The organism is Brachybacterium squillarum M-6-3 (assembly GCF_000225825.1).
In the GTDB taxonomy this organism is placed as follows: Bacteria; Actinomycetota; Actinomycetes; order Actinomycetales; family Dermabacteraceae; genus Brachybacterium; species Brachybacterium squillarum.
The window spans coordinates 451,771-474,626 of record NZ_AGBX01000001.1 but is presented as its reverse complement, the minus strand read 5'-3'; the positions used below and the strand labels follow the sequence as shown (position 1 = coordinate 474,626).

At 72.6% G+C, this 22,856-nt stretch carries 15 protein-coding genes and 5 pseudogenes; 9 read left to right on the top strand and 11 right to left on the bottom strand.

Annotated features, from left to right (window positions below):
- Positions 1–73: 73 nt before the first annotated feature.
- Genes OM98_RS02235 through OM98_RS02225 form a run of 3 tightly spaced genes read right to left on the bottom strand, consistent with a single transcriptional unit; the run spans position 74 to position 2,522 of the window.
- Positions 74–634: a dihydrofolate reductase gene (locus tag OM98_RS02235; protein WP_010532936.1), complete on the bottom strand. Its 561-nt coding sequence runs from the start codon at positions 632–634 to the stop codon at positions 74–76.
- Positions 631–1,434 (bottom strand): thymidylate synthase, encoded by an 804-nt coding sequence (locus tag OM98_RS02230; protein WP_010532935.1) that lies wholly within the window; start codon positions 1,432–1,434, stop codon positions 631–633. Before OM98_RS02230 ends, OM98_RS02235 begins: the two co-directional genes overlap by 4 nt.
- A 20-nt stretch (positions 1,435–1,454) precedes the next feature.
- On the bottom strand, positions 1,455–2,522 hold the full coding sequence (locus tag OM98_RS02225; RefSeq protein WP_010532934.1) for a LacI family DNA-binding transcriptional regulator: 1,068 nt from the start codon (positions 2,520–2,522) through the stop codon (positions 1,455–1,457).
- A gap of 260 nt (positions 2,523–2,782) precedes the next feature.
- Here OM98_RS02225 and arfA point away from each other — a divergent pair, with 260 nt between their 5' ends.
- From arfA to OM98_RS14370, 8 genes and pseudogenes are all read left to right on the top strand, one after another.
- A complete protein-coding gene (arfA, locus tag OM98_RS02220) occupies positions 2,783–4,300 on the top strand; it encodes an arabinosylfuranosidase ArfA (protein ID WP_010532933.1) in 1,518 nt (505 codons plus the stop codon).
- A gap of 95 nt (positions 4,301–4,395) precedes the next feature.
- Positions 4,396–5,983: pseudogene (locus OM98_RS14380) on the top strand (alpha-N-arabinofuranosidase).
- Between the two features lie 352 nt (positions 5,984–6,335).
- Positions 6,336–7,844, top strand: a complete 1,509-nt coding sequence (gene putP, locus OM98_RS02210; protein WP_010532930.1) for a sodium/proline symporter PutP — start codon at positions 6,336–6,338, stop codon at positions 7,842–7,844.
- A gap of 159 nt (positions 7,845–8,003) precedes the next feature.
- Positions 8,004–8,900: a DUF1206 domain-containing protein gene (locus OM98_RS02205; protein ID WP_245528702.1), complete on the top strand. Its 897-nt coding sequence runs from the start codon at positions 8,004–8,006 to the stop codon at positions 8,898–8,900.
- Positions 8,901–9,278: 378 nt separating this feature from the next.
- Positions 9,279–9,671: pseudogene (locus tag OM98_RS16330) on the top strand (dienelactone hydrolase family protein); the annotation flags it as partial.
- Between the two features lie 75 nt (positions 9,672–9,746).
- Positions 9,747–10,757: pseudogene (locus tag OM98_RS02200) on the top strand (Gfo/Idh/MocA family protein); the annotation flags it as partial.
- Positions 10,758–10,759: 2 nt separating this feature from the next.
- Positions 10,760–12,063 (top strand): annotated as a pseudogene (locus tag OM98_RS14375) (DUF993 family protein).
- A 144-nt stretch (positions 12,064–12,207) separates the two neighbouring features.
- Positions 12,208–12,903 (top strand): sugar phosphate isomerase/epimerase family protein, encoded by a 696-nt coding sequence (locus OM98_RS14370; RefSeq protein WP_010532927.1) that lies wholly within the window; start codon positions 12,208–12,210, stop codon positions 12,901–12,903.
- A gap of 125 nt (positions 12,904–13,028) precedes the next feature.
- Here the strand turns inward: OM98_RS14370 and OM98_RS02185 are convergent, their stop codons facing one another.
- Positions 13,029–13,991, bottom strand: coding sequence for an NYN domain-containing protein (locus OM98_RS02185; RefSeq protein ID WP_010532926.1), 963 nt, complete (start codon positions 13,989–13,991; stop codon positions 13,029–13,031).
- A 105-nt stretch (positions 13,992–14,096) separates the two neighbouring features.
- On the opposite strand from OM98_RS02185, the gene OM98_RS02180 reads away from it, so the two are divergent.
- Positions 14,097–16,379: a glycoside hydrolase family 3 C-terminal domain-containing protein gene (locus OM98_RS02180; RefSeq protein ID WP_010532925.1), complete on the top strand. Its 2,283-nt coding sequence runs from the start codon at positions 14,097–14,099 to the stop codon at positions 16,377–16,379.
- A gap of 54 nt (positions 16,380–16,433) precedes the next feature.
- Here OM98_RS02180 and OM98_RS02175 read toward each other — a convergent pair whose 3' ends face one another.
- From OM98_RS02175 to OM98_RS02150, 7 genes and pseudogenes are all read right to left on the bottom strand, one after another.
- Positions 16,434–17,873, bottom strand: coding sequence for a sugar porter family MFS transporter (locus OM98_RS02175; protein ID WP_245528701.1), 1,440 nt, complete (start codon positions 17,871–17,873; stop codon positions 16,434–16,436).
- Positions 17,874–17,992: 119 nt separating this feature from the next.
- Positions 17,993–19,033 (bottom strand): LacI family DNA-binding transcriptional regulator, encoded by a 1,041-nt coding sequence (locus tag OM98_RS02170; RefSeq protein WP_010532923.1) that lies wholly within the window; start codon positions 19,031–19,033, stop codon positions 17,993–17,995.
- Between the two features lie 14 nt (positions 19,034–19,047).
- Positions 19,048–19,329: pseudogene (locus OM98_RS16450) on the bottom strand (T6SS immunity protein Tdi1 domain-containing protein); the annotation flags it as partial.
- Positions 19,330–19,368: 39 nt separating this feature from the next.
- Entirely contained in the window at positions 19,369–19,545 is a 177-nt protein-coding gene (locus OM98_RS15750) for a hypothetical protein (protein WP_175285935.1), read from the bottom strand.
- Between the two features lie 85 nt (positions 19,546–19,630).
- The gene (locus tag OM98_RS02160; RefSeq protein WP_010532921.1) at positions 19,631–20,317 is read right to left on the bottom strand and encodes a CE1759 family FMN reductase; all 687 of its coding nucleotides are present in this window, start codon (positions 20,315–20,317) and stop codon (positions 19,631–19,633) included.
- 104 nt (positions 20,318–20,421) lie between these two features.
- A complete protein-coding gene (locus OM98_RS02155; RefSeq protein ID WP_010532920.1) occupies positions 20,422–21,594 on the bottom strand; it encodes an LLM class flavin-dependent oxidoreductase in 1,173 nt (390 codons plus the stop codon).
- Between the two features lie 152 nt (positions 21,595–21,746).
- Positions 21,747–22,778: a hypothetical protein gene (locus OM98_RS02150; RefSeq protein ID WP_010532919.1), complete on the bottom strand. Its 1,032-nt coding sequence runs from the start codon at positions 22,776–22,778 to the stop codon at positions 21,747–21,749.
- Positions 22,779–22,856 lie beyond the last annotated feature (78 nt).

Genomic DNA, 22,856 nt, shown 5'->3' with positions numbered 1-22,856 from the left:
GCGCCCTGCACATGCGCAGGCTGCCGACCACCACAGCCAGGTCTGTGCGCGGGGCGCCCGGCGCGGCGGTGGCTCAGCGGCGGCGGTAGGTGAGGATGCGGTACCGCAGGCCCGAGGCGGCGGTGTGCCAGCCCTCGGCCGGGTCGGCGGCGGTGAGCACGAACTCCTCCGGGACGGCCGGGGCCGTGGTGTCGCCGGCCACCTCCAGGTCGATCTCGGTGACCACCAGGCGGTCCGCGCGCGGCAGGGCCTCCCGGTACACCCCGCCGCCCCCGATCACCCAGACGGCGGCGGGTGCGGCGGTGGGGGAGGGGGCGGCGTCACCGGGGCGCGGCTCCAGCTCCGCAGCGGCCAGGCGCAGCGCCTCGTCCAGGGAGCGGGCGTGCACGGCCCCGGCCTCGGCCACCGTGGCGTCGCGGGTGATCACCACGTTCGTGCGGCCCGGCAGGGGCCGGAAGCGCGGTGGGAAGGATTCCCAGGTGCGGCGGCCCATCACCACGGGCGACCCCGCGGTGGCGGCGGAGAAGTGGCGCAGGTCCTCGGGCAGGTGCCAGGGCATCGCGCCGTCGGCGCCGATCACCCCGCCGCGGGCCTGCGCCCAGATCAGGGCGATCTCGGGGACGGCCCCGCTCACACCGCCACCGGGGCCTTGATGCCCGGGTGGTGCTGGTAGTCCTCCACCACCACATCGGACTCCTCGTACTCGAGGATCGAGGCGGGGCGGCGGGCCAGGCGCAGCCGCGGCGGGGCGAAGGGCTCCCGGGCCAGCTGCCGCTGCACCTGCTCGACGTGGTTGTCGTAGATGTGGCAGTCGCCGCCGGTCCACACGAACTCGCCCACCTCGAGGTCGGTCTGCTGGGCGACCATGTGGGTGAGCAGGGCGTAGGAGGCGATGTTGAAGGGTACGCCCAGGAACAGGTCGGCGCTGCGCTGGTAGAGCTGGCAGGACAGCTTCCCGTCGTGCACCTCGAACTGGAACAGGGCGTGGCAGGGGGCCAGGGCCATCGCGGGTATGTCCGCCGGGTTCCAGGCGGAGACGATCAGCCGCCGCGAGTCGGGGTTCGTACGGATCTGCTCGACGACGTCGGTGATCTGGTCGATCACGCCGCCGTCGCGCGCCGGCCAGGAACGCCACTGGGCGCCGTAGACCGGCCCCAGGTCGCCGTCCTCGTCGGCCCACTCGTCCCAGATGCTCACCCCGCGCTCCTGCAGCCAGCGCACGTTGGTGTCGCCGCGCAGGAACCACAGCAGCTCCACCACGATCGAGCGCAGGTGCACCCGCTTGGTGGTGATCAGCGGGAAGCCCTCGGAAAGGTCGAAGCGGATCTGCTTGCCGAAGAGGCTGCGGGTGCCCGTGCCGGTGCGGTCGGACTTCGCGTTCCCGTGCTCCAGCACCTCGGCCAGGAGGTCCTCGTAGGGGGTCGGGATGCTCATCGCTCGCGCTCTCCTCGCACTCAGCTCGCCTCGGCCGCGGTGGATCCGCGCACCACCAGATCGTAGGGGGTCAGGCGCGTGCGCGGCGGGCCGTCGTGACCGCCGATACGCTCCGCCAGCAGGTCCAGCGCGGTGCCCGCCAGGGCCTGCTTGTCGGGCGAGATGGTGGACAGGCCGGGGGAGGCGAAGGGGGCGTCGGGCGTGTCGTCGTAGCCGATCACGGCGACGTCCTCGGGCACCCGGCGGCCGCTGCGGCGCAGCTGGGCGAGGGCACCGATGGCGAGGTCGTCGTTGGCGCAGACGATGCCGTCCACCTCCGGCATCGCCTCCAGCAGGGCGGCGGTGCCGGTCAGGCCGTCCTGGCGCAGCCAGTCGTCCACGGGCTGCACGGTCGCGTCCCCCTCCTCGATGCCGTGCTCGCGCAGGGCCCGCAGGAAGCCGTCGCGGCGCAGGCTGCCGGAGGAGTGCGGCTGGGCGCCCTGGGCGGTGAGGATCTGGCCGATGAAGCCGAGGCGGCGCCGGCCCTGGGCGATCAGGTGGCTGGTGGCGTCGAAGGCGGCGGCCTCGTTGTCGATCTTCACGTAGTCGCAGCCGGCGGGGAGCTGGTCGGGCAGGTGCTCGCCGATGAAGACGGTGGGCTGGGCGGTGCGCTCCATCCGGGCGAAGGCCTCCTCCTCCAGGCGCAGCGGGTTGAAGATGACGCCGTCGCCGAGCAGCCGCTCGAAGCCGCCCAGCACGGTGCGCTCGGCCTCGATCCCGCCGGAGGTGGAGTGCAGCAGCACGGTGCGGCCGCGGCGCTGGGCCTCGTCGATGAAGGCCTGTGCGATCTCGGAGAAGTAGGTGAACTGCAGGGAGGGCAGGGCCAGGGTGATCAGGCCGCTCTCGCCGGTGCGCAGCTGCTGGGCGGCCACCTGGGGGCGGTAGCCGACCTGCAGGATCGCCTCCCGGACCCGCTCGCGGGTGCCGTCGCGGACGTGCGGGTAGTCGTTGACGACGTTGGAGACGGTCTTGATGGAGACCCCCGCGATCTCGGCGACGTCCCGCAGGGTGGGCGGACGCTGCGGGGAGGGGCGGCTGCTCGGGGTCATGCGCCTGATTCTCCCATCGGCGGCGCGCCGGGCGCGGGGGAGGCCCGTTGACGGACACCCGGCGGCATGGCAGGCTGTCTACAACGTTGTACAACAGGGTTCGTCCCGGTCACGTCGACTCCCGGACCATCCGCCGCGCGGATCGTCCCGCGGGCGGCGCGCCGGGTCCCGGCGGGGCATCCAGGCCCGCCCGGGGGAGCATCGCCGCTCCCGGCCCGCGTCCACGCCCCGCCCTTCCCGAGCCAAGGATGCCGACACCGATGTCCCCCACCGTGACCCTCACCCTGAACCCCGCCTTCCGCATCGCCCCCGTGCGCCGCCGCACCTTCGGCGCCTTCGTCGAGCACCTCGGCCGCTGCGTCTACACCGGCATCCACGAGCCCGGCCACCCCACCGCCGACGAGCACGGCTTCCGCGGCGACGTCCTCGAGCTCACCCGCGAGCTCGGCGTCAGCTCGGTGCGCTACCCCGGCGGCAACTTCGTCTCCGGCTTCAAGTGGGAGGACGGCATCGGCCCCGCCCGGGACCGCCCCGCCCGCCACGACCTCGCCTGGCACTCCACCGAGCCCAACACCGTCGGTCTCGACGAGTTCATGGACTGGGCTCGCAAGGCCGAGGTGGAGCCGATGTACGCGGTGAACCTCGGCACCCGGGGCGTCGAGGAGGCCCTGGACGTCCTGCAGTACGCCAACGCCCCCCAGGGCATCGCGCTGTCCGACGAGCGCGCCGCCAACGGCCACCCCGAGCCGCACGGCATCCGCATGTGGTGCCTGGGCAACGAGATGGACGGCCCCTGGCAGACCGGCCACAAGACCGCCGAGGAGTACGCCCGGATCGCCACCGAGGCCGCCCGCGCCATGCGCCAGGAGGACCCGGACCTCGAGCTCATCGCCTGCGGCTCCTCCAGCTCCCAGATGCCCACCTTCGGCGCCTGGGAGGCCACCGTGCTGACCGAGGCCTACGAGTTCGTGGACATGATCTCCGCCCACGCCTACTACGCGGAGAAGGACGACGACCAGGCCTCCTTCCTCGCCTCCGCCGACGACATGGACTACTTCATCGACTCCGTCGTCGCCACCGCCGACCACGTGCGCGCCAAGCTCAAGGCCGTCAAGCGCATCATGATCAGCTTCGACGAGTGGAACGTCTGGTACCAGCACCGCGCCGAGTCCCGCCCGCCGAGCGGCGACGACTGGCCCGTCGCGCCCGTGCTGCTCGAGGACACCTACACCGCCATGGACGCCGTGGTGTTCGGCAACCTGCTGATCTCCCTGCTGCGCCACAGCGACCGCGTGGCCTCCGCGTCCCTGGCCCAGCTGGTCAACGTGATCGCCCCGATCATGACCGAGCCCGGCGGCGGCGCCTGGAAGCAGACCACCTTCCACCCCTTCGCCCTCACCTCCCGCCACGCGAAGGGCGAGGTGCTGGACGTCCGCCTGGACTCGCCGCGCTTCGCCAACGAGCGCTTCGGCGACTCCGCCTCCGGCGACGCCGTGGCCACCTGGGACGAGGAGAGCGGCGCGCTGACCCTGTTCCTCGCCAACCGCGACGCCGCCCAGACGCTGCAGCTCGACGCGGACCTCGCCTCCTTCGGTGAGCTGGAGCTGCTCGAGGCCCTCACCCTGCACCACGAGGACCCCTACGCCGCCAACACGAAGGACGCCCCCGACACCGTCGCCCCGCAGGCCAACGACACGGTGCGCCTGGAGGACGGGGTGCTGCGCGGCGAGCTGCCCGCGATCTCCTGGAGCATCGTCCGCCTCGGCCGCCGCGCCTGAGACCCCTGGGGCCGGAGGGAGGGCGCCCGTCGTCCCCTCCGGCCCCGGAGCCCCGCTCACCCCGTCGGCCCGTGCCGGGCCGGAAAGGCCCACCCATGAGCACCGCCCCGTCCCTGACCGGCGACCTGGTCGCCGCCCTCGGCAGCCCCGCCACCGGCTCCACCCACCGCACCGCCGCCGGCCCCGCCCGCGTGGTGATCGACCTGGACCTGCCCGGCCCCACCATCAGCCGTCACCTCTACGGCCACTTCGCCGAGCACCTGGGCCGCTGCATCTACGGCGGCTTCTTCGTCGGTGAGGACTCCGAGCTCCCGCACACCCGCGGCATCCGCGACGACGTGGTCGAGGCCCTGCGCGCCCTGCACATCCCGAACCTGCGCTGGCCCGGCGGCTGCTTCGCCGACGAGTACCACTGGAAGGACGGCATCGGCCCCCGAGAGGACCGACCCCGCATGGTCAACTCCCACTGGGGCGACGTGGTCGAGGACAACTCCTTCGGCACCCACGAGTTCATGGACCTGGTGGAGCTGCTGGACACCGAGGCCTACGTGAACGGCAACGTCGGCTCCGGGACCGTCGCCGAGATGAGCGAGTGGATCGAGTACCTCACCCGCGACGACGACTCCCCGATGGCGGCCCTGCGCCGCGCGAACGGCCGGGACGAGCCCTGGCGGGTGCCCTTCTTCGGCATCGGCAACGAGTCCTGGGGCTGCGGCGGGAACATGCGCCCCGAGGACTAGGTGGCCCTCGCCCGGCAGTACTCCACCTTCGTGCGCGACCACGCCGACAACCGCGTCACCCGCATCGCCGCCGGCGCCAACGTCGACGACTACGCCTGGACCGAGGCGCTGATGCGCTCCGCCCCCGGACGGCCAGGCGCCCTGGCAGGCCATCTCCCTGCACCACTACACGATGACCGGCCCGTGGGAGCACAAGGGCTCCGCCACCGACTTCACCGAGGACGAGTGGTACGTGGCGCTGGCCCGCGCCTCCCGCACCGAGGAGCTGATCGCCCGGCACGCCACGATCATGGACCAGCACGATCCCGGGAAGCGCATCGGCCTGGTGCTGGACGAGTGGGGCACCTGGTGGGACGTGGAGCCGGGCACGAATCCCGGCTTCCTGTACCAGCAGAACACCGTGCGCGACGCCCTGGTGGCCGCCGTCCACTTCGACGGCTTCCACCGGCACGCGGACCGCCTGGTGATGGCCAACATCGCCCAGACGGTGAACGTGCTGCAGGCGATGATCCTCACCGACCCGGAGACCGGCGCGCTGGTCCTCACCCCGACCTACCACGTGTTCGCGATGAACGCCGGGCACCAGGACGCCGCGGCGCTGGCCACGCACGTCTCCCTGCCGGAGGCGCCGCGCCAGGCCGACGGCCGCGCGCTGGTCTCCGCCTCCGCCTCGCTGCGGGAGGCGGAGGGTGCCGCGCTGGTCTCGCTGTCCAACCTCGACGCGGCCGAGCCCCGCACCCTGGTGCTGGACCTGCGCGGGCGAGAGGTCACCGGTCACGAGGCGACCGTGCTGACGGGGGAGGGGACCGCCGCCCACAACACCCCGGAGGCGCCCGAGGCGGTCGCCCCGCGGCCGCTGACGGTGGTGCGCCCCCACGAGAAGGGCCTCGAGCTCACCCTGCCCCCGCACTCGGTGGCGGCGGTACGCCTCACCCTGGCCTGACTCCGCGCTGCCGAGCGGAGTTCTCCGACGATTCCTGCCGCGTTCCGGCAGGAATCGTCGAGAATCGCGCCCGCGGGGTGGGGCGGCGGACGTGGGCGGGCTCACCGCGACGCGCCCGGGAGGCGACCCCGGATCCCCTCCGGATCGGCGGTCCGCAGGAGCGGCCCGGACGGACCTCGGAGCGTGGCTCGCTGACCTGCGGGAATGTCACGATCGTCGATCGGTCGTGCCATGGGGTGGACCCCGGGGCCAACGTGGCGGACCATACATCCAGGCTGACGGACCGCCGTGGCGGCCTGTACGGTCGATCGGGTTTTTCCCTGACCCCCTTCCTCGATCCCCGTAAGGAATCATGGATCTCACGTTCAAGATCATCGCGGTCGCGATCTATTTCGCGGCCATGCTCGCGATCGGCTTCTACGCATTCCGCAAGACCAGCGACGGTGAGGACTACATGCTGGGCGGGCGCAGCCTGCACCCCTTCACCGCAGCCCTCTCCGCCGGCGCCTCGGACATGTCCGGCTGGCTCATGCTCGGCCTGCCCGGCGCGCTGTACATCTCCGGCCTGGTCTCGCTGTGGATCGCCGTCGGCCTGACCATCGGCGCCGCCCTGAACTGGATCTTCGTGGCTCCGCGACTGCGCCAGCACACCCAGATCGCCGGGAACTCCATCACCCTGCCGAGCTTCTTCGAGAACCGGCTGAGGGATCGCACGCACCTGCTCCGCATCGCCGCGGGCATCATCATCCTGGTGTTCTTCGCCTTCTACGTGTCCTCGGGCATGGTCTCCGGCGGCATCTTCTTCGAGTCCACCTTCGGCGGCTCCTACCAGTTCGGCATGCTGCTGGTCGGCTCGATCACCGTGCTGTACACCCTGTTCGGCGGCTTCCTCGGCGCCACCTACACCGACGTGGTGCAGGGCGTGATCATGATGCTCTCGCTGATCGCCGTGCCGGTCGCGGCCATGGTCGTCACCGGTGGCCCCGCCGAGATGATCTCCTCCGCCATCGAGTACAACCCGAGCTTCGGTTCCCTCGTCGAGGGCGCCACCTTCATCGCCATCATCGGCAACCTGGCCTGGGGCCTGGGCTACTTCGGTCAGCCCCACATCATCGTGCGCTTCATGGCGCTGCGCTCCTCCCGCGACGCCAAGTACGGCGCCGGCGTGGGCATCGGCTGGATGATCATCTGCGTGATCGGCGCCGTCTTCACCGCAATGGCGGGCCTGGCCTACGCCCAGCAGAACCCGGGCTTCTCGCTCACCGACCAGGACAACGGCGAGACCGTGTTCCTGGACATGGCGCAGATCCTGTTCCACCCGCTGATCGCCGGTCTGCTCCTGGCCGCCGTGCTCGCGGCCATCATGTCCACCATCTCCTCGCAGCTCATCGTCACCAGCTCCGCGCTGGTCGAGGACCTGGTCGGGATCGTCGGCAAGAACATCACCCCGGTCGCCAAGTTGTGGTGGGGCCGCGCGGGCGTGCTCGCCGTGTCGATCTTCGCGATCATCTTCGCGCTGAACCCGGACGCCTCCGTGCTGAACCTGGTCGGCTTCGCCTGGGCCGGCTTCGGCGCCGCCTTCGGCCCGCTGGTCATCCTCGCGCTGTTCTGGCGCGGCCTGACCTCGATCGGCGCCCTGGTGGGCATGGTCTCCGGTGCGGTAATCGCCTTCGTCTGGGGCCAGTTCGAGACCGTGGGCACCTTCTTCGGCGTGCTGCCCGAGCCGCTGTACGAGATCATCCCCGGCTTCGCCGTCGGCCTGGTCCTCGCGGTGGTGGTCAGCCTGGTCACCCCGAAGCCTCCGCAGGAAGCCATCGACGAGCTCGACCAGAGCGTGGAGGAGATCCGCGCCGACGTCTGAGCCATCGCACCGCAGGGCGGTGCCGGACCCCGATCCCGGGGATCCGGCACCGCCCTCGCGCTGTCTGGTGTTCACTGTGGCCGTGCGGACGTGAGAGGGCGGGAGGGCGTGGCGATGGTGAGCAGCCGGGGCCGGCAGGGTCGGACGGAGGACGATGCCGTGAGCAATGCCGCGGGGAGCGCCTCGGCGGACGACGCGGGGGAGAGCTCGGCGGACGACCTCGGCGACCGGGCCCAGGAGGCTGCGCGCAGCGTCGAGGACGGCGCGGAGAAGGTCACCGACCACCCCGCCTTCGAGGGCGTGGCGCGGGTGGGCCACGCCATGAACGGCCTCGTGCACATCATGATCGGCGGGATCGCCGTGCGCCTCGCCCTCACCGACTCCGGCGGCGAGGCCGATCAGACCGGGGCGCTGCGGGCCTTCTCGGAGGTTCCCGGCGGGAGCTTCCTGCTCGGCGTCGGCGGCGTCGCGATGATCGCCCTGGCGCTGTGGCAGACGGCCACCGCCTGGTTCGGGGCGCGCTGCGCCTCCGAGCGGCGCGAGGCGATGATCGGCGCGGCCCGTCACCTGGCCAAGGCCGTCGTCTACCTGGTGCTCGCCGCGACCGCGCTGCGCTTCGCCCTCGGCGGCAGCGGCGGATCGGGGCAGCAGACCACGGAGCTCACGGCCGCCCTGATGCAGTCGCCGGTCGGACGGCTCGCCGTGGCGGGCGGCGGGTTGGTCGTCATCGCGATCGGCGGGCATCACGTGGTCAAGGGGGCCACCCGACGCTTCGTCCGGGACCTCGAGCACACCGGGCACCACCCCGTCGGCACCGCGGTGACGGTCAGCGGCGTCGCGGGCTACGTCGCCAAGGGCGTCGCGCTCGCCGCGGTCGGGGTGCTGCTCGGCTGGGCGGCCGTCCGGGCGGACCCCGAGAAGGCGGCCGGGCTCGACGGTGCCCTGAAGAGCATGGCCTCGCTGCCCGCCGGAGGCATCCTGCTGACCCTGGTCGGGGCGGGCCTGGTGCTCTACGGCGTCCACTGCTTCTTCCGCATGCGCTTCGCGGACATGTGAGGCCTGCCAGCGGCGGCAACCGCCGGGCCGGGACGACCCTCCGGGGCATCCTGATCCCCCTGGTCGGGGCGCCCCGCCCCGACCAGCGCGCCCCGCGCCTGCCCAGAGATCGAGGTCGACGATGCCCCTCACGTCCCCCACGGACCTCCCGAAGCGCTCCGCCGCGCGCCGCTGCGGGAGCGGCTGGCGCTGGAACCGGAGGAGTCCGTCGCCGGATCCGCCGCCGAACTGCTGCCGGACCCGTCCCGGGACCGCGGTGACGGCCTGCTCGGGGTGCGTGTGGTCGTGGGGGCGCCGGGAGGCGGCGGCCACCCCGCGGACGGCGACATCCCGGCCCTGCTGCTGCGACCTGCCCCCGAGCGGGACACCGGTGCCGGGATGGTGCTCGTGGCTGGGCACGGTCCGGGCATCGTGGGGCTCGTGGACCGGGAGGACGGCTACCACCACGGCCTCGCCCACGACCTGGCGGCGGCCGGGGTGACGGTGCTGTGTCCCGAGATGATCAGCTTCGGGTCCCGCCGCACCGGACCGGTGGGCCCGCCCGAGGAGTCCAGCTGTCGCGTCGACGCCGCCCGCTTCGGCCTGCACGGCCGGCCCGTGCTGGGCAGGAGGGTGGCCGACGCCGCCGCCGCGGTCGCCGCCCTGCGCGGCCAGCCCGGGGTGGACCCGGCGCGGGTGGCGGTGGCCGGGGGCTCCGGCGGGGGAGCGGTGGCCCTGATGCTCGCCGCCGCCGACGAGGATGTGGCCGGGGCGCTCGTCGCCACCTACCTCTCCTCCTTCGCCGCCAGCATCGCCGCCCTGCCGCACTGCCCCTGCAACATCGTGCCCGGCCTGCTGCCAGAGCTGCTGCTGGTGGGCCGCAACGAGGAGAAGCTGCGCACCGTCGCCGAGCACCACGGCATCGCCCGCTGGACCACCTCCCTGGAGGAGGCCCTCGCCGAGCCGGGCTTCGAGGTCTACTTCGACGCGCTGGTCACCCCCCTCCGCGTCGCCAACATCAAGCAGGCCATCGCCGCCGGCAAGGCCGTCTACGCCGAGAAGCCCACCGCCGAGACCTTCGCCGACGCCCTCGAGCTGGCCCGCCCGGCCCAGCAGGCCGGCACCCTCAACGGCGTCGTGCACGACAAGCTCTACCTGCCCGGCCTGCTCAAGCTGCGCCGCCTGATCGCCTCCGGCTTCTTCGGGGAGATCCTCTCGGTGCGCGGCGAGTTCGGCTACTGGGTGTACGAGGGCGGCTGGCAGGAGGCGCAGCGCCCCTCCTGGAACTACCGCGCCGAGGACGGCGGCGGCATCGTGGTCGACATGTTCCCGCACTGGAACTACGTCATCGAGGACCTCTTCGGCCGCATCGTCGACGTCTACGCGCAGACCGCCACCCACATCGACCGCCGCTGGGACGAGCAGGGCCGGGAGTACGCCGCCACCGCCGACGACGCCGCCTACGGGATCTTCCGCCTCGAGAACGGCGTGGTGGTGCAGATGAACTCCAGCTGGGACGTGCGCGTGCACCGCGGCGAGCTGGTCGAGTTCCAGGTGGACGGCACCAAGGGCTCCGCCGTGGTGGGCCTGCACGGCGCCCGCGTCCAGCCGCGCGAGGCGACCCCCAAGCCGGTGTGGAACCCCGATGTGGCCGACGGGCACGACTACTACGCCGACTGGATCGAGGTGCCCGACAACGAGGTCTTCGACAAGGGCTTCAAGGTGCAGTGGGAGGACTTCCTGCGCCACGTCGCCGCCGGGGAGCCCTACCCCTACGACTTCCTCTCCGGCGCCCGCGGCATGCGACTCGCCGAGACCGTCCTGGCCAGCGCCGAGCAGGGCCGCCGCATCGCCCTGGACCCGCTGACGGAGGTGTGAATATGACCCGTGTGACCCTGCTGGCCGAGGACGGCTCCCTGCGCGGCGTGCCCCTGCCGGAGGCCGCCGCCTTCGCGCCGCCGACGGCTCCGCTGCGCTCCCGGACCGTCTACGCCGCGGTGCACGTGATCCCGCAGGCGGCCGGGGACAACACCCCCGGCGCCCCCGCCGACATCGACTGGGACGCCACCCTCGCCTTCCGCCGCACCATGTGGCGCCGCGGCCTGGGCGTGGCCGATGCGTTGACACCGCGCAGCGGAACATGGGCCTGGACCCCGCGGCGACCCGCGAGCTGATCTCCCGCAGTGCCGAGGCGGCGCGGCAGGCCCTCACCGAACCCGACGTGGCCGCCGTCTTCCCCGAGGGCGCGCAGGTCAGCGACCTGGTGGTGGCCGGGGTCTCCACCGACCAGCGTGAGGAGCACGAGCTCTCGCTGGAGGAGATCGTCGCCGCCTACCGCGAGCAGCTCGCGGCCACCGAGGCGACGGGGGCGGGGGCCGTGCTGATGGCCTCGCGGCACCTGGCCCGCGCTGCCCGCTCCGCCGCCGACTACGAAGAGGTCTACCGGCAGGTGCTGGAGTCCGCCACGGCGCCGGTGGTGCTGCACTGGCTCGGCACCGCCTTCGACCCCCAGCTGGAGGGCTATTTCGGCTCCTCCGACTCCGCCGAGGCCGGCGAGACCCTGCTGCGGATCATTGCCGCCGTGCCCGGGCGGGTGCGCGGGGTGAAGATGAGCCTGCTGGACGACGCCGCGGAGATCGCCGTGCGCGGGCGCCTGCCCGAGGGCGTCCTCATGCTCACCGGCGACGACTTCCACTTCTCCCCGCTGATCTTCGGAGACGGCACCGGCGCGGCCGCGGACGGCACGGTGCCGACCGGGGAGTTCAGCCACGCCCTGCTCGGAGCCTTCGCCGCCACCGCCCCCGCGGCCTCCGCCGCCATCCAGGCCCTCGACGCCGGGGACCCGGCTGAGGCCCGCCGCATCCTCGACGACGCCGAGCAGCTGGCCCTCCACGTCTTCTCCGCCCCCACCTACCACTACAAGACCGGGGTCGCCTTCCTTGCCTGGCTGAACGGCCATCAGCAGGCCTTCAGCATGGTCGGCGGGATGCACGCCGCCCGCGGCCTGCCGCACCTCTCCCGCACCATCGAGCTGGCCGCCGCCACCGGCAACCTCGAGGACCCTCAGCTCGCCGCCGAGCGCTGGCACGGGATGCTGGCGCTGGCGGGCTACGACGTGGCCGGCGTCGACCTGGTCGGCGACGAGGTGGAGGCCCACCCCGCGGCCGGGAAGGCCGGACGATGACCGCCACCGCGCCGCGGCTCTCCATCTACCGCTGGTCCTGTCGGACCACCCCGCTGCCGGAGTTCCTCGCCACCACTCGGCAGCACGGCATCGAGGGCGTCGGGCTGTGGCGGCAAGGACGTCGCCGAGCACGGCCTGGCCGAGGTGCGCCGACTGGCAGATGATGCCGGCCTGAGGGTCACCAGCCTCTGCCGCGGCGGCTTCTTCACCGCCGCCGACCCGGGCGACCGTGCCGCCGCCCTGGAGGACAACCGCCGCGCCATCGAGGAGGCCGTGGGCCTGGGCACCGACGTGCTAATGCTGGTGGTCGGCGGCCTCACCCGCGAGGACAAGGACGTGGCGGCCGCCCGCCGCCGCGTCGTCGAGAACATCGCCGACCTCGCCCCGCACGCGGAGGAGGCCGGGGTGCGCCTGGCCATCGAGCCGATGCACCCGATCTTCGCGGCCGACCGCGGCGTCGTCTCCACCACCGGGCAGGCGCTGGACATCGCCGAGGAGGTCGGCAGCGAGGCCGTCGGCGTCATCGTGGACACCTACCACGTGTGGTGGGACCCGCAGCTCGCCGCCTCCGTGGCCCGCGCCGGTCGGACCGGACGGCTGCTCGGATACCAGGTGTGCGACTGGAACCTGCCGCTGGCCTCGGAGGCCCTGCACTCCCGGGGCTACATGGGCGACGGCTACATCGACTTCCCCGCGATCACCGCGATGGTGGCCGAGGCCGGCTACACCGGACCCATCGAGGTGGAGATCTTCCGCGAGGACATCTGGGCGACTCCGGCCCGCGAGGCCATCGGCATCATCGCCGAGCGCTACCGCGAGCTGGTGCTGCCCCACGCCTGAGTCCCGCGCCTGAGTTCCACGCCTGAGCCCTCCGCGCAGAGCCCTCGCGCCCGGTCCGGCGTTCCCCACGCACGTCAGGGCGGGTGTGATGCCCGGTCCGGGGGCGACGGACCGGGCAAGGTCCGTCAGGCGTCCTCGGTCTCCCGGGCCCGCACCAGGCGCTCGTGACCGGTCTCCTCCAGCTCCACGATCTGGTCGTTCGCCTTGAGGAACGCCGAGAACGAGCGGAAGCCCAGCTCCTTCTCGCTGAAGGAGGGATCCATGCGCCGCATGTACTCCTTCACCGCGGAGCTGTGCAGCCACTCGGCGTCGTCCCGGTTGCCGAGCTGCAGCGCGCGGGACAGCAGCCGGGTGGCGGCCACCTGCGGGTCGTCCCCGGTCTCGCCGCCGTCCTCGAGCGTGGTCTCCTCGGCGGGAGAGCCGGTGGCCTGCTCGGAGGCCTGCTCCTGCCCTCCCCGGCCGCCGCGGGAGCGTCCGCCGCGCCCGCGTTTCCCGGAGCCGCCGCCGCTCTCGGTCTCCGGCAGGGTCACCCCGGGCAGGGTGTTGTAGGAGCCGAACTCGTCGCAGGCCGCGGCCAGGGACTTCGCGGTCGAGCCGGCCACGCCGACGGCCACCACGTAGCGGCCCAGCCGCTTGGCGCGCTGCGCGAGGGGGACGTAGTCCGAGTCGCCGCTGACGATCACCACGTGGGTGATGTCCGGGGTGCGGAAGAGGTCCTCCACGGTGTCCACCGCCAGGCGGATGTCCGCGCCGTTCTTCGCGTAGGCCGCGGCGGGGAAGAGCTGGACCAGGTCCACGGCGCGCGCCACGAGCTGCGAGCGGTACTCCGCGTTCACGGGGGAGGACCAGTCCGCGTAGGCGCGGGTGAGCATGAGGGAGCCGAAGCTCGCCGCGTAGTCGAGGATCGCGCCGATGTCGACCGTGGCGGCGGCCAACCGCGCGGCGACCTCCGGCTCCGTCGGGTCCTCCGCGATCCGCTGCCGGTCCCGCGAGTATGCATTGCGCCCGTGGACGCGGTCGTACCAGGACATGACGATGTTGTCGAAGTCCAGGTAGACGGCGACGCGGGGATCCGAGGTATCACGCATGCCCCCAGTGTGCCGGACCGGGCCGACGAACGAGGGTACCGGCCGGATGCCGGGGCCGGGGAGTAGCGTCGGCCACATCCCACCGGACCCCTCGAAAGAGCACCGATGCCCTCGTCCACGCCCGCCGCCGAACCCGACACCGCTCGGCCCGTCGATCCGGAGATCGCCGCACTGCCCGCCGCCGAGAAGGTCGCCCTGACCGGCGGCGCCGACTTCTGGCACACCCACGGCGCCCCGTCGCTGGGCCTGGAGCCGGTGATGGTCAGCGACGGCCCCCACGGCCTGCGCTCCCAGAAAGGCGAGGGCGACCACCTGGGCCTGCACGACTCGGTGCCCGCCACCTGCTTCCCACCCGCCGTGGGCCTGGCGGCCACCTGGAGCCGCGAGAGCGCCGCCGCCGTGGCCCGCGCGATCGCCGCGGAGGCCCTCGCCGAGGGCGTCTCCGTGGTGCTCGGCCCCGGCATGAACATCAAGCGCTCGCCGCTGTGCGGTCGCAACTTCGAGTACTTCTCCGAGGACCCGCACCTGGCCGGCGAGATGGCCGTCGCCTACGTGCGCGCGATGCAGGAGGCCGGCGTCGGCACCTCCGTCAAGCACTTCGCGCTGAACAACCAGGAGACCGACCGGATGCGGGTGGACGTCTCCGTCGACGAGCGCACCCTGCACGAGATCTACCTGCGCGCCTTCCGTGCCGTGGTCACCCGCGCCCAGCCCTGGACGGTGATGTGCTCGTACAACTCCGTGCGCGGCACCTCGGTGGCGCAGAACCGCTTCCTGCTCTCCGAGGTGCTGCGCGAGCAGTGGGGCTTCGAGGGACTGGTGGTCTCCGACTGGGGCGCCGTCACCGACCGCGCCGCCTCCGTCAGCGCGGGTCTGGACCTGCAGATGCCCGCCGACGCCGGGGCCGAGCAGGCGCTCGCCGCGGCCGTCGAGGCGGGGAAGGTGCCCGCCGAGGCCCTCGACCGCGCCGCAGCGGCCGTGGTGCGGCTGCTGCGTCAGGGCGCCGCCCACCGCGACGAGCGCACCGGCTATGACGTCGAGGCCCACCATCGGGTGGCGCTCGAGGCCGCCCGCCGGGCGATCGTGCTGCTCGGCAACGACGGCATCCTCCCGCTGGCCGAGCCGGACGCCGCGGCCACCCCCGGTGAAGGTCCCCAGCTGGCCGTGATCGGCGACTTCGCCGCCACCCCGCGCTACCAGGGCGCCGGCTCCTCCCACGTGAACCCCACCCGTCTCAGCACCGCCCTCGACGCGATCCGCGGGATCGCCGGGGAGGTGCCCTTCGCCCGCGGCTTCGCTCCCGGCGGCACCGAGGGCGAGTCCGCGGGGGACGCGCTGCGCGAGGAGGCCGTGGCGCTCGCCGGGCGCGCTCGCACCGTGGTGCTGTTCCTCGGCCTCGGGGAGGACGTCGAGTCCGAGGGCTTCGACCGCACCGACATGGAGCTGCCCGCCGCCCAGGAGCGCCTGCTGGAGGACCTGCTCGCCGTGAACGACCGCGTGGTGGTGGTGCTCTCGAACGGCTCCGCCATCCGCCTCTCGCCGGTGCTGCGCTCCGTGCCCGCGCTGCTGGAGGCCTGGCTGCTGGGCCAGGCCGGCGGCGAGGCCACCGCCGAGGTGCTGTTCGGCCGGGTGAACCCCTCCGGCAAGCTCGCCGAGACGATCCCGCTGCGTCTGCTCGACGTGCCCTCCGCCCTGCACTTCCCGGGCGAGCGTGGCTCCGTCACCTACGGCGAGGGCCTGTTCGTCGGGTACCGGGGCCTCGACGCCCGCGGCACCGAGGTGGCCTTCCCCTTCGGTCACGGTCTCAGCTTCACCACCTTCGCGTTTGCGGACCTCGCCCTCACCGAGCAGGACGGCGGGCTGCGTGCCGAGGCGACGATCACCAACACCGGCCGCCGCGCCGGCCGCGAGGTGGTCCAGGCCTACGTCTCGGTCCCCGATTCGAGGATCACCCGGCCCCCGCGGGAACTCAAGGGCTTCGCCGAGGTGGAGCTCGAGCCCCGCGAGTCGGCCCGGGTGGCCATCGACATCCCCGCCGAGGAGCTGCAGGTCCGCGACGTGCGCAGCGACTCCTGGGCCGTGGTAGGGGGCACCTACCGGGTGGAGCTCGGCGCCTCCAGCCGTGACCTGCGGCTGTCCGCGGAGCAGCAGCTCGCCGGCGACGAGCCGGTGGTGCCCGCCACCGTCGACACCACCCCGCAGGAGATCGCTGCGCGGCCGGGAGGCGAGGCGCTGCTGGAGGAGTTCCTTGCCGGCTCGGCGATGTTCGAGGACCCGGACATGCGCACGATGGCCGAGCAGATCCCGATCGGTCGCTTCACCGGCATCGGCGGCTACGAGGCCGCGGAGATCCGGGCCTTCCTGGACCGGGTGAACGCCGCTTCCTGACCGAGCCCGGCGGGGACGGGAGCGGGGCCGGCCTCGTCGGATGGAGGGAAGGGGTCAGCTCCGCTGCGGGGAGCCGGAGTCGTCCGCGAGATCCTCCTCGTCCAGGCTCTCCTGCGGCAGGCCGAGGGTGTCGGCCATCTTCTCCAGCGGCACCCCCTTGGTCTCCGGCATCACGGTGATCACCCAGATCAGCTGGACGATCATGCAGACGAAGAACAGGGCGAAGGCCCAGGCCCCGCCGAGGCCCCCGACGATCCAAGGGAAGGTCCAGGAGATCAGGGCGGCGAAGAACCAGTGGGTGAAGCTGCCCAGCGACTGTCCGCGGCCGCGCAGTGCGGTCGGGAAGATCTCGGAGATGAACACCCAGATCACGGAGCCCTGACCGAAGGCATGGGCGGCGATGAACAGCATCAGGCCGACCAGCACCAGCGCGGAGGAGGTGCCGGTGAAGCTCCCGTCGTACAGGAAGAACAGGCCGGTGACCAGGCCGAGGGAGACCAGATAGCCGATCGAGCCGACCAGCATCAGCTTGCGCCGCCCCAGCTTGTCGATCACCGTCATCGCGATGGCGGTGGCCACCAGGTTGGTGACGCCGATGACGATGGACTGGAGGAAGGCTGCGCCGTCTCCGGCGCCGGCCATGCGGAAGATGTCCGGCGCGAAGTACATGATCGCGTTGATGCCGGAGAGCTGGTTGAAGGCGGCAATGGCGACGGCCAGCCAGATCACCTTGGAATGCGAGCGGGTGAAGAAGGGGACCTTCTTGGTGCGCTCGTCGCGGGCCCGGGCTTCGGAGATCTCGCGGTACTCGGCGTTCAGCTCGGTCGAATCGCGGGTGAGACGCGCCAGGATGCCGTGGGCCTCGTCCCGGCGGTCCTGGGTGAACAGCCAGCGGGGGCTCTCGGGCACCGTGAACAGGAGCACGAAGAACAGGGCGGCGGGGAGGGCCTCGGCGGCGAACATCCAGCGCCAGGCGACCTCGTTCTCCATCGCGCCCTGGATCGCCCAGTTGGAGAGGTAGGCCAGCAGGATGCCGAACACGACGTTGAGCTGGACCAGGCCCACCAGGCGGCCGCGCACCCGGGCGGGCGCGATCTCCGCGCTGTAGATCGGGGCGACCACGGAGGCGGCGCCGACGCCCACGCCACCGACGAGACGGAAGATCATGAACAGGATCCAGTTGTCGGCGACGGCGCTGCCGATGGCGGAGACGATGTAGAGGATCGCGATGGCGAAGAGCATCGGACGGCGTCCGAAGCGGTCCGCCGGCCGGGACGCGGTGAGGGCGCCGATGATGGTGCCGATCAGGGCGGTCGCCACGGTGAACCCGAGCCCGAAGGGACTGAGGTCGAAGACCCGGGTCAGGCTGCTGGTGGTGCCGGAGATGACCGCGGTGTCGAAGCCGAAGAGGAGGCCGCCGAGGGCGGCGACCACGGCACTGCGGATGACCAGGCTGTTCGCTGATCTGTCGCTGGTGGTGGGGGCTGTCATCATGCGCGGGATGTTAGCAACGCCACACGTGAACGGCTACAACTCTGACAATAGCCACATCAGACCACATGGTGTGCCCGCCGATGTGGGGTGCCGGAGGCGGCGGGTGACCTCGAGGGCTGTCAGTCGGGGCCGCCGAGGTCGGTCGAGGCCCGCAGCAGCACCTCACCGCGGACGTGCACCTGCGCATCGGGCGCGGCGTCGCCCGGATCGAGGATCCAGTCGACCGCCTGCTGCGCCATCGTCTCCAGGGGGAGGGCGACGGTGCTGAGCGTCGGGTGCACGTCGGCCCCGTCGGCGACGCCGCCGAAGCCGGCCACGGCGACCTGGCCGGGCACGTCCAGGCCGAGACGTCGCAGCTCGCCGAGAGCGCCCAGGGCCATCACGTCAGCGGGGGCGAACAGGCACAGCGGCGGCGCGGAGGGCTCGGTGTCCGCCAGGTGCGCCGCGAGGATCCCGGCGGCGTCGTGCCCGCCCGCACGGGTGAGCTCGGCGCGCAGGGTCAGTTCGGGCTCGATCCCGGTCTGGGTGAGGGCGCGGATGAACCCTCCGGTGCGGTCCCCGGCCGAGGGGATCCCCGCGATGCCCTCGACGACGGCGAAGCGACGGTGGCCCTCGACGATCAGCGAGGTGGCCAGCTCTTCCGCGGCGGAGGCGTTGTCCGGCACGATCGCGCGGCCCGCGCCGAGGGCCTGGCCGATGCCGACGATCGCCCCGCCGCGGCCGGCGAAGCCCTGCAGCAGGGTCGTGACCTCGGCGTCGGCCTGTCCGCCGTAGCGATGGGAGCCGACCAGCACCAGGGCATCGACCTGCTGGGAGAGCAGGGAGCGCAGCGCACGCAGCTCCGTGTCGAGGTCGCGGTCCGTCTGGGTGAGCAGCACCTGGCTGTGGGAGGCGAAGACCTGCTGCTGCACGGTGCGGGCGATCGCGGCGAAGTACGGATCGGCGATGTCGTGCACCACCAGGCCGATCAGGCCGGAGCGGGATCGGGCCAGGGCCTGCGCCTGAGCGTTGGCCACGTAGCCGAGCTCGGCGGCGGAGGCGCGCACCTTCTCGGCGACGACCTGACCGGGCACGCGCGCGGAGCCATTGAGCACCCGGGAGGCGGTGGCGAGGGAGACGCCCGCGTGCTGGGCGACGTCGCTGAGGCGGACGGCGGGCATGGGGCCTCCTCCGGTCAGGGGCCCGGCCGGGGCGGCCTGGGCGTCGGGGCCCGGCAACCGCTGTCCGCGCCCGACCTCAGCATACGGTCCGACGTGCGACGATGCCGACCTACATCGCGAATCCGGCGGGAGCTCGCCGGCGAGGGGGGCAACGGGGGCGGCTCGGCGAGCTGCAGCATCACCGCGATGTGCTCGTCCATGCCCATCAGCTGGAGGTTCGCGGCCTGGGGCGGGCCGCCGAGCGCGAGCAGGGGCACGAAGCCGTAGCACTCCTCCAGCGGCGGGATGCCGTCGCGGGCGGCGGCCTCCGGGTGGCTGCTGGTCGGAGCGGGAGGTCAGCAGCTGCTCGTCCTGCAGCCAAGCGGTGAACTCTCGAGGTCGACGCCGCGGGGGGACATCTCGATCACGCCGAGGCGGAACGTGATGACCACGAAGACGTCGTCGACGAAGAACACGAGGTCGGCGAGGGCGGTGGAGAACAGCATCACGGCGCGGTCGGAGAGGCTGAACATGCCCCATCCTGGGAGTCCGCACCCCGGCGACGGGGTGCCCCGGGGTCCGGTCCCGGACGGTTCCGGACCTCGGGGCGGGGGTCGGTCAGCGGCGGAGCAGGCGGTCCATCGGCACGAAGTCCGAGAACTCGGCGCCCAGGCCCGAGACGGCCGGCTCGGGGTCCTCGCTCTCGCCGGTCTCCTCGGCGACGGCCGCGGACACGGTGCCCTCGCGGGCGCCGAGCATCGCCACCAGCTCGCCTGCGGCGCGCTGCACGCGGGAGCCCAGCGGCTGCTTCTCGCCCTCGCCGGACACCTCGGCGCCGAAGTCCGCCGAGGCGGCGAACACGGCGGTGGGCAGCACGGCGGCCTTGAGGTAGCCGAACATCGGGCGCAGCCCGTAGTCGATCGCGAGGGAGTGGCGCGGGGTGCCGGCGGTCGCGGCCAGCAGCACCGGCTTGTCGCGCCAGAGCTCGCGGTCCACGGCGTCCACGAAGGACTTGAACAGGCCCGAGGGGCCGATGTTGAACACCGGGGTCACGGCGATCACCGCGTCGGCGGCGCGCACGGACTCGATGACCAAGGACAGCTTCTCGCTGGGGAAGCGGGTGAGCAGGGCGTCGGTCACGTCGTGGGCGTACTCGCGCAGCTCCACGACGGTCGCCTCGACGGGGCGGCCGGCGGCCTCGCCGCGGGTGCGCACGGCGCGGGTGAGCTGGTCGGCCAGCATGCGGGTCGAGCTGGGGGTGGACAGCCCGGCGGTGAGCACCACCAGGCGGATCGGGTCGGTCATGACGGGGGCTCCTCCTCCGTGATCGGGGTTGAGCGATGGGTCGGGTGTCGGGGCCGGGGGTCCGTCCGCGCCGGGATGGGCGCGGACGGACCGGCGGCGGATGGTCAGCGGGACTGCTGGCCGGAGCGCGCGTCCTCCGCGCGCAGGCCGGTCCAGTTGTCGCCGGTCTCGAAACGGTACGCCGGATCGAAGCTCCCGTGCTCGGCCTCGGCCTTCGCGACCAGGGAGGCGTGGGTGGGGGCGTCGGGCACGTCGGCGGGACGGCGGGCGTCCAGCTCCTTGCGCAGCACCGGCACCACCTCGGTGCCCAGCAACTCGATCTGCTCCATGACGGTCTTCGCGGGCAGGCCCGCGTGGTCCAGCAGGAACATCTGGCGCTGGTAGTCACCGACGTGGTCGGCCATCTCCAGGTAGCGCTCCACGACCTGCTCGGGGGAGCCGACGGTCAGGGGCGTCATGCGGGTGAAGTCCTCCATCGAGGGGCCGCCGCCGTAGACGGGGGCGGAGTCGAAGTAGGGCCGGAACTCGCGGACGGCGTCCTGGGAGTTCTTGCGCATGAAGGCCTGGCCGCCGAGCCCGACGATCGCCTGGGCGGCGGTGCCGTGGCCGTAGTGCTCGAAGCGCTCGCGGTAGAGCTGCACCATCTGCTTGGTGTGGCTCATGGGCCAGAAGATGTTGTTGTGCAGGAAGCCGTCGCCGTAGTACGCGGCCTGCTCGGCGATCTGCGGGGAGCGGATCGAGCCGTGCCACACGAAGGGGGGCACGCCGTCCAGCGGGCGCGGGGTGGCGGTGAACTGCTGCAGGGCGGTGCGGAACTCGCCCTCCCAGTCCACGACGTCCTCGCGCCACAGGCGGTGCAGGAGCTCGTAGTTCTCGATGGCGATCTCGACGCCCTTGCGGATGTCCTGCCCGAACCAGGGGTAGACGGGGCCGGTGTTGCCGCGGCCCATCACCAGGTCGACGCGGCCGCCGGTGAGGTGCTGCAGCATCGCGTAGTCCTCCGCGATCTTCACCGGGTCGTTGGTGGTGATCAGCGTGGTCGCGGTGGAGAGGATGATTGTCGACGTCAGCGCGCCGATGTAGCCCAGCGTGGTGGTGGGGGAGGAGGTGACGAAGGGCGGGTTGTGGTGCTCGCCCAGGGCGAAGACGTCCAGACCCACCTGTTCGGCGAGCTTGGCCTCCTCCACGATCAGACGCAGGCGCTCCTGCTCGGTGGGGACGGCGCCGGTGGTCGGGTCCGGGGTGATGTCGGCGATGGTGAAGATTCCGAAGTGCATGGTGTGCTCCTCGCGGTGCGTTCTCGGCTGCGGGAGGCCCGACCCTGTCCGGTCCCCGACTGATGGTTCAATATTCAACTAAACGAGCCGTGAGGGCAAGGGTGCTGTGATGCATCGATCATCGTCGATCCCATCACCCGGTGGTGTGGGCCTCAGGCGACGTCCTCGGCGGGTGCCGTCCAGGCGTTGCACGCCGCCATCTCCCCCTCGGACTCCAGGCCCACCCGCGTCCAGTGGGCGCTGGTCTCCGCCGTGAGGCTGCCGTCCTCCCAGTGGCCCGGGTCGACCACGGCCTCCCGCACCGCGGTCGAGGGGCGCGAGGCCTCGTTCACCTGCATCGACGCGGCCGCGCCGAGGCAGCGAAGCTGAGCGCGGAAGCGACGGCGCACCTCCTCCTGCGCCTCCGGATCGGCCTCGAGGTCGTTGGCCAGGTGCACGTAGTACATGCCCACCGAGCTGTGCCACATCGCCTGGGTCGCATAGATCTCGGCGAGGTCGAAGAGGTACGCGGAGGCCAGCTCCTGCGGGTCCGTGACCTCGCCGCTCGCACCCAGGGAGGTGCCGTGGCCGTAGCCGATCGGCCAGTAGATCGTGTTGTCCAGATTGCAGGGCCGCGGGTAGTCCGCCGCGAAGGATTCCGGGTCGCAGGTGGCATCCACCGGCACGTCGGGGTAGGTGTAGACGACGATCTCCGGGCTGGTCCAGGGCAGGTCCCGGTTCGAGCTGGTCCGCGCCCACACCTGGTCCAGGCAGTCCGCCGAGGCGTCGAGGGTGGACTGCAGCTCCTCCGCCGAGGGCTCGGTCGGGGTGTCGGGCAGGCTGCAGTCGCCGATCGCCGCGAGCTCCCCCTCGGTCAGCGGGTTCTGCTCGAGCACCTGCCGCCGGGTGGTCGCATCCCCGGGGGTGTCCTCGTAGGGGGCGACGCCCACGAAGGTGGGGGAGTCGGCCTCGGGGGAGGGAGCGGACGTCGTGCCACCGTCGCTGCTGCCGCTCCCGCCATCGCTCGCGGTCCCGCCGGCCGCGCCGCCCGGGTCCTCGCGCAGCAGCCACCAGGTGCCGCCCACGGCGAGGCCCGCCAGGACCAGCACGGCCACGCAGCCGCCGGCCACGATCGCCACCAGGCGGCCGCGTCCGGGACGGGTGTCGTCGGGGTGGCCCGGGTACTCCGCGGTGGTCTCGTCCATGTCTCCCCTGTGCTCGGTCCCCTGATGCGCGTCCATGGGTGCCGCCTGTGACCTCGCACGATACCGGCCGGGTATGAC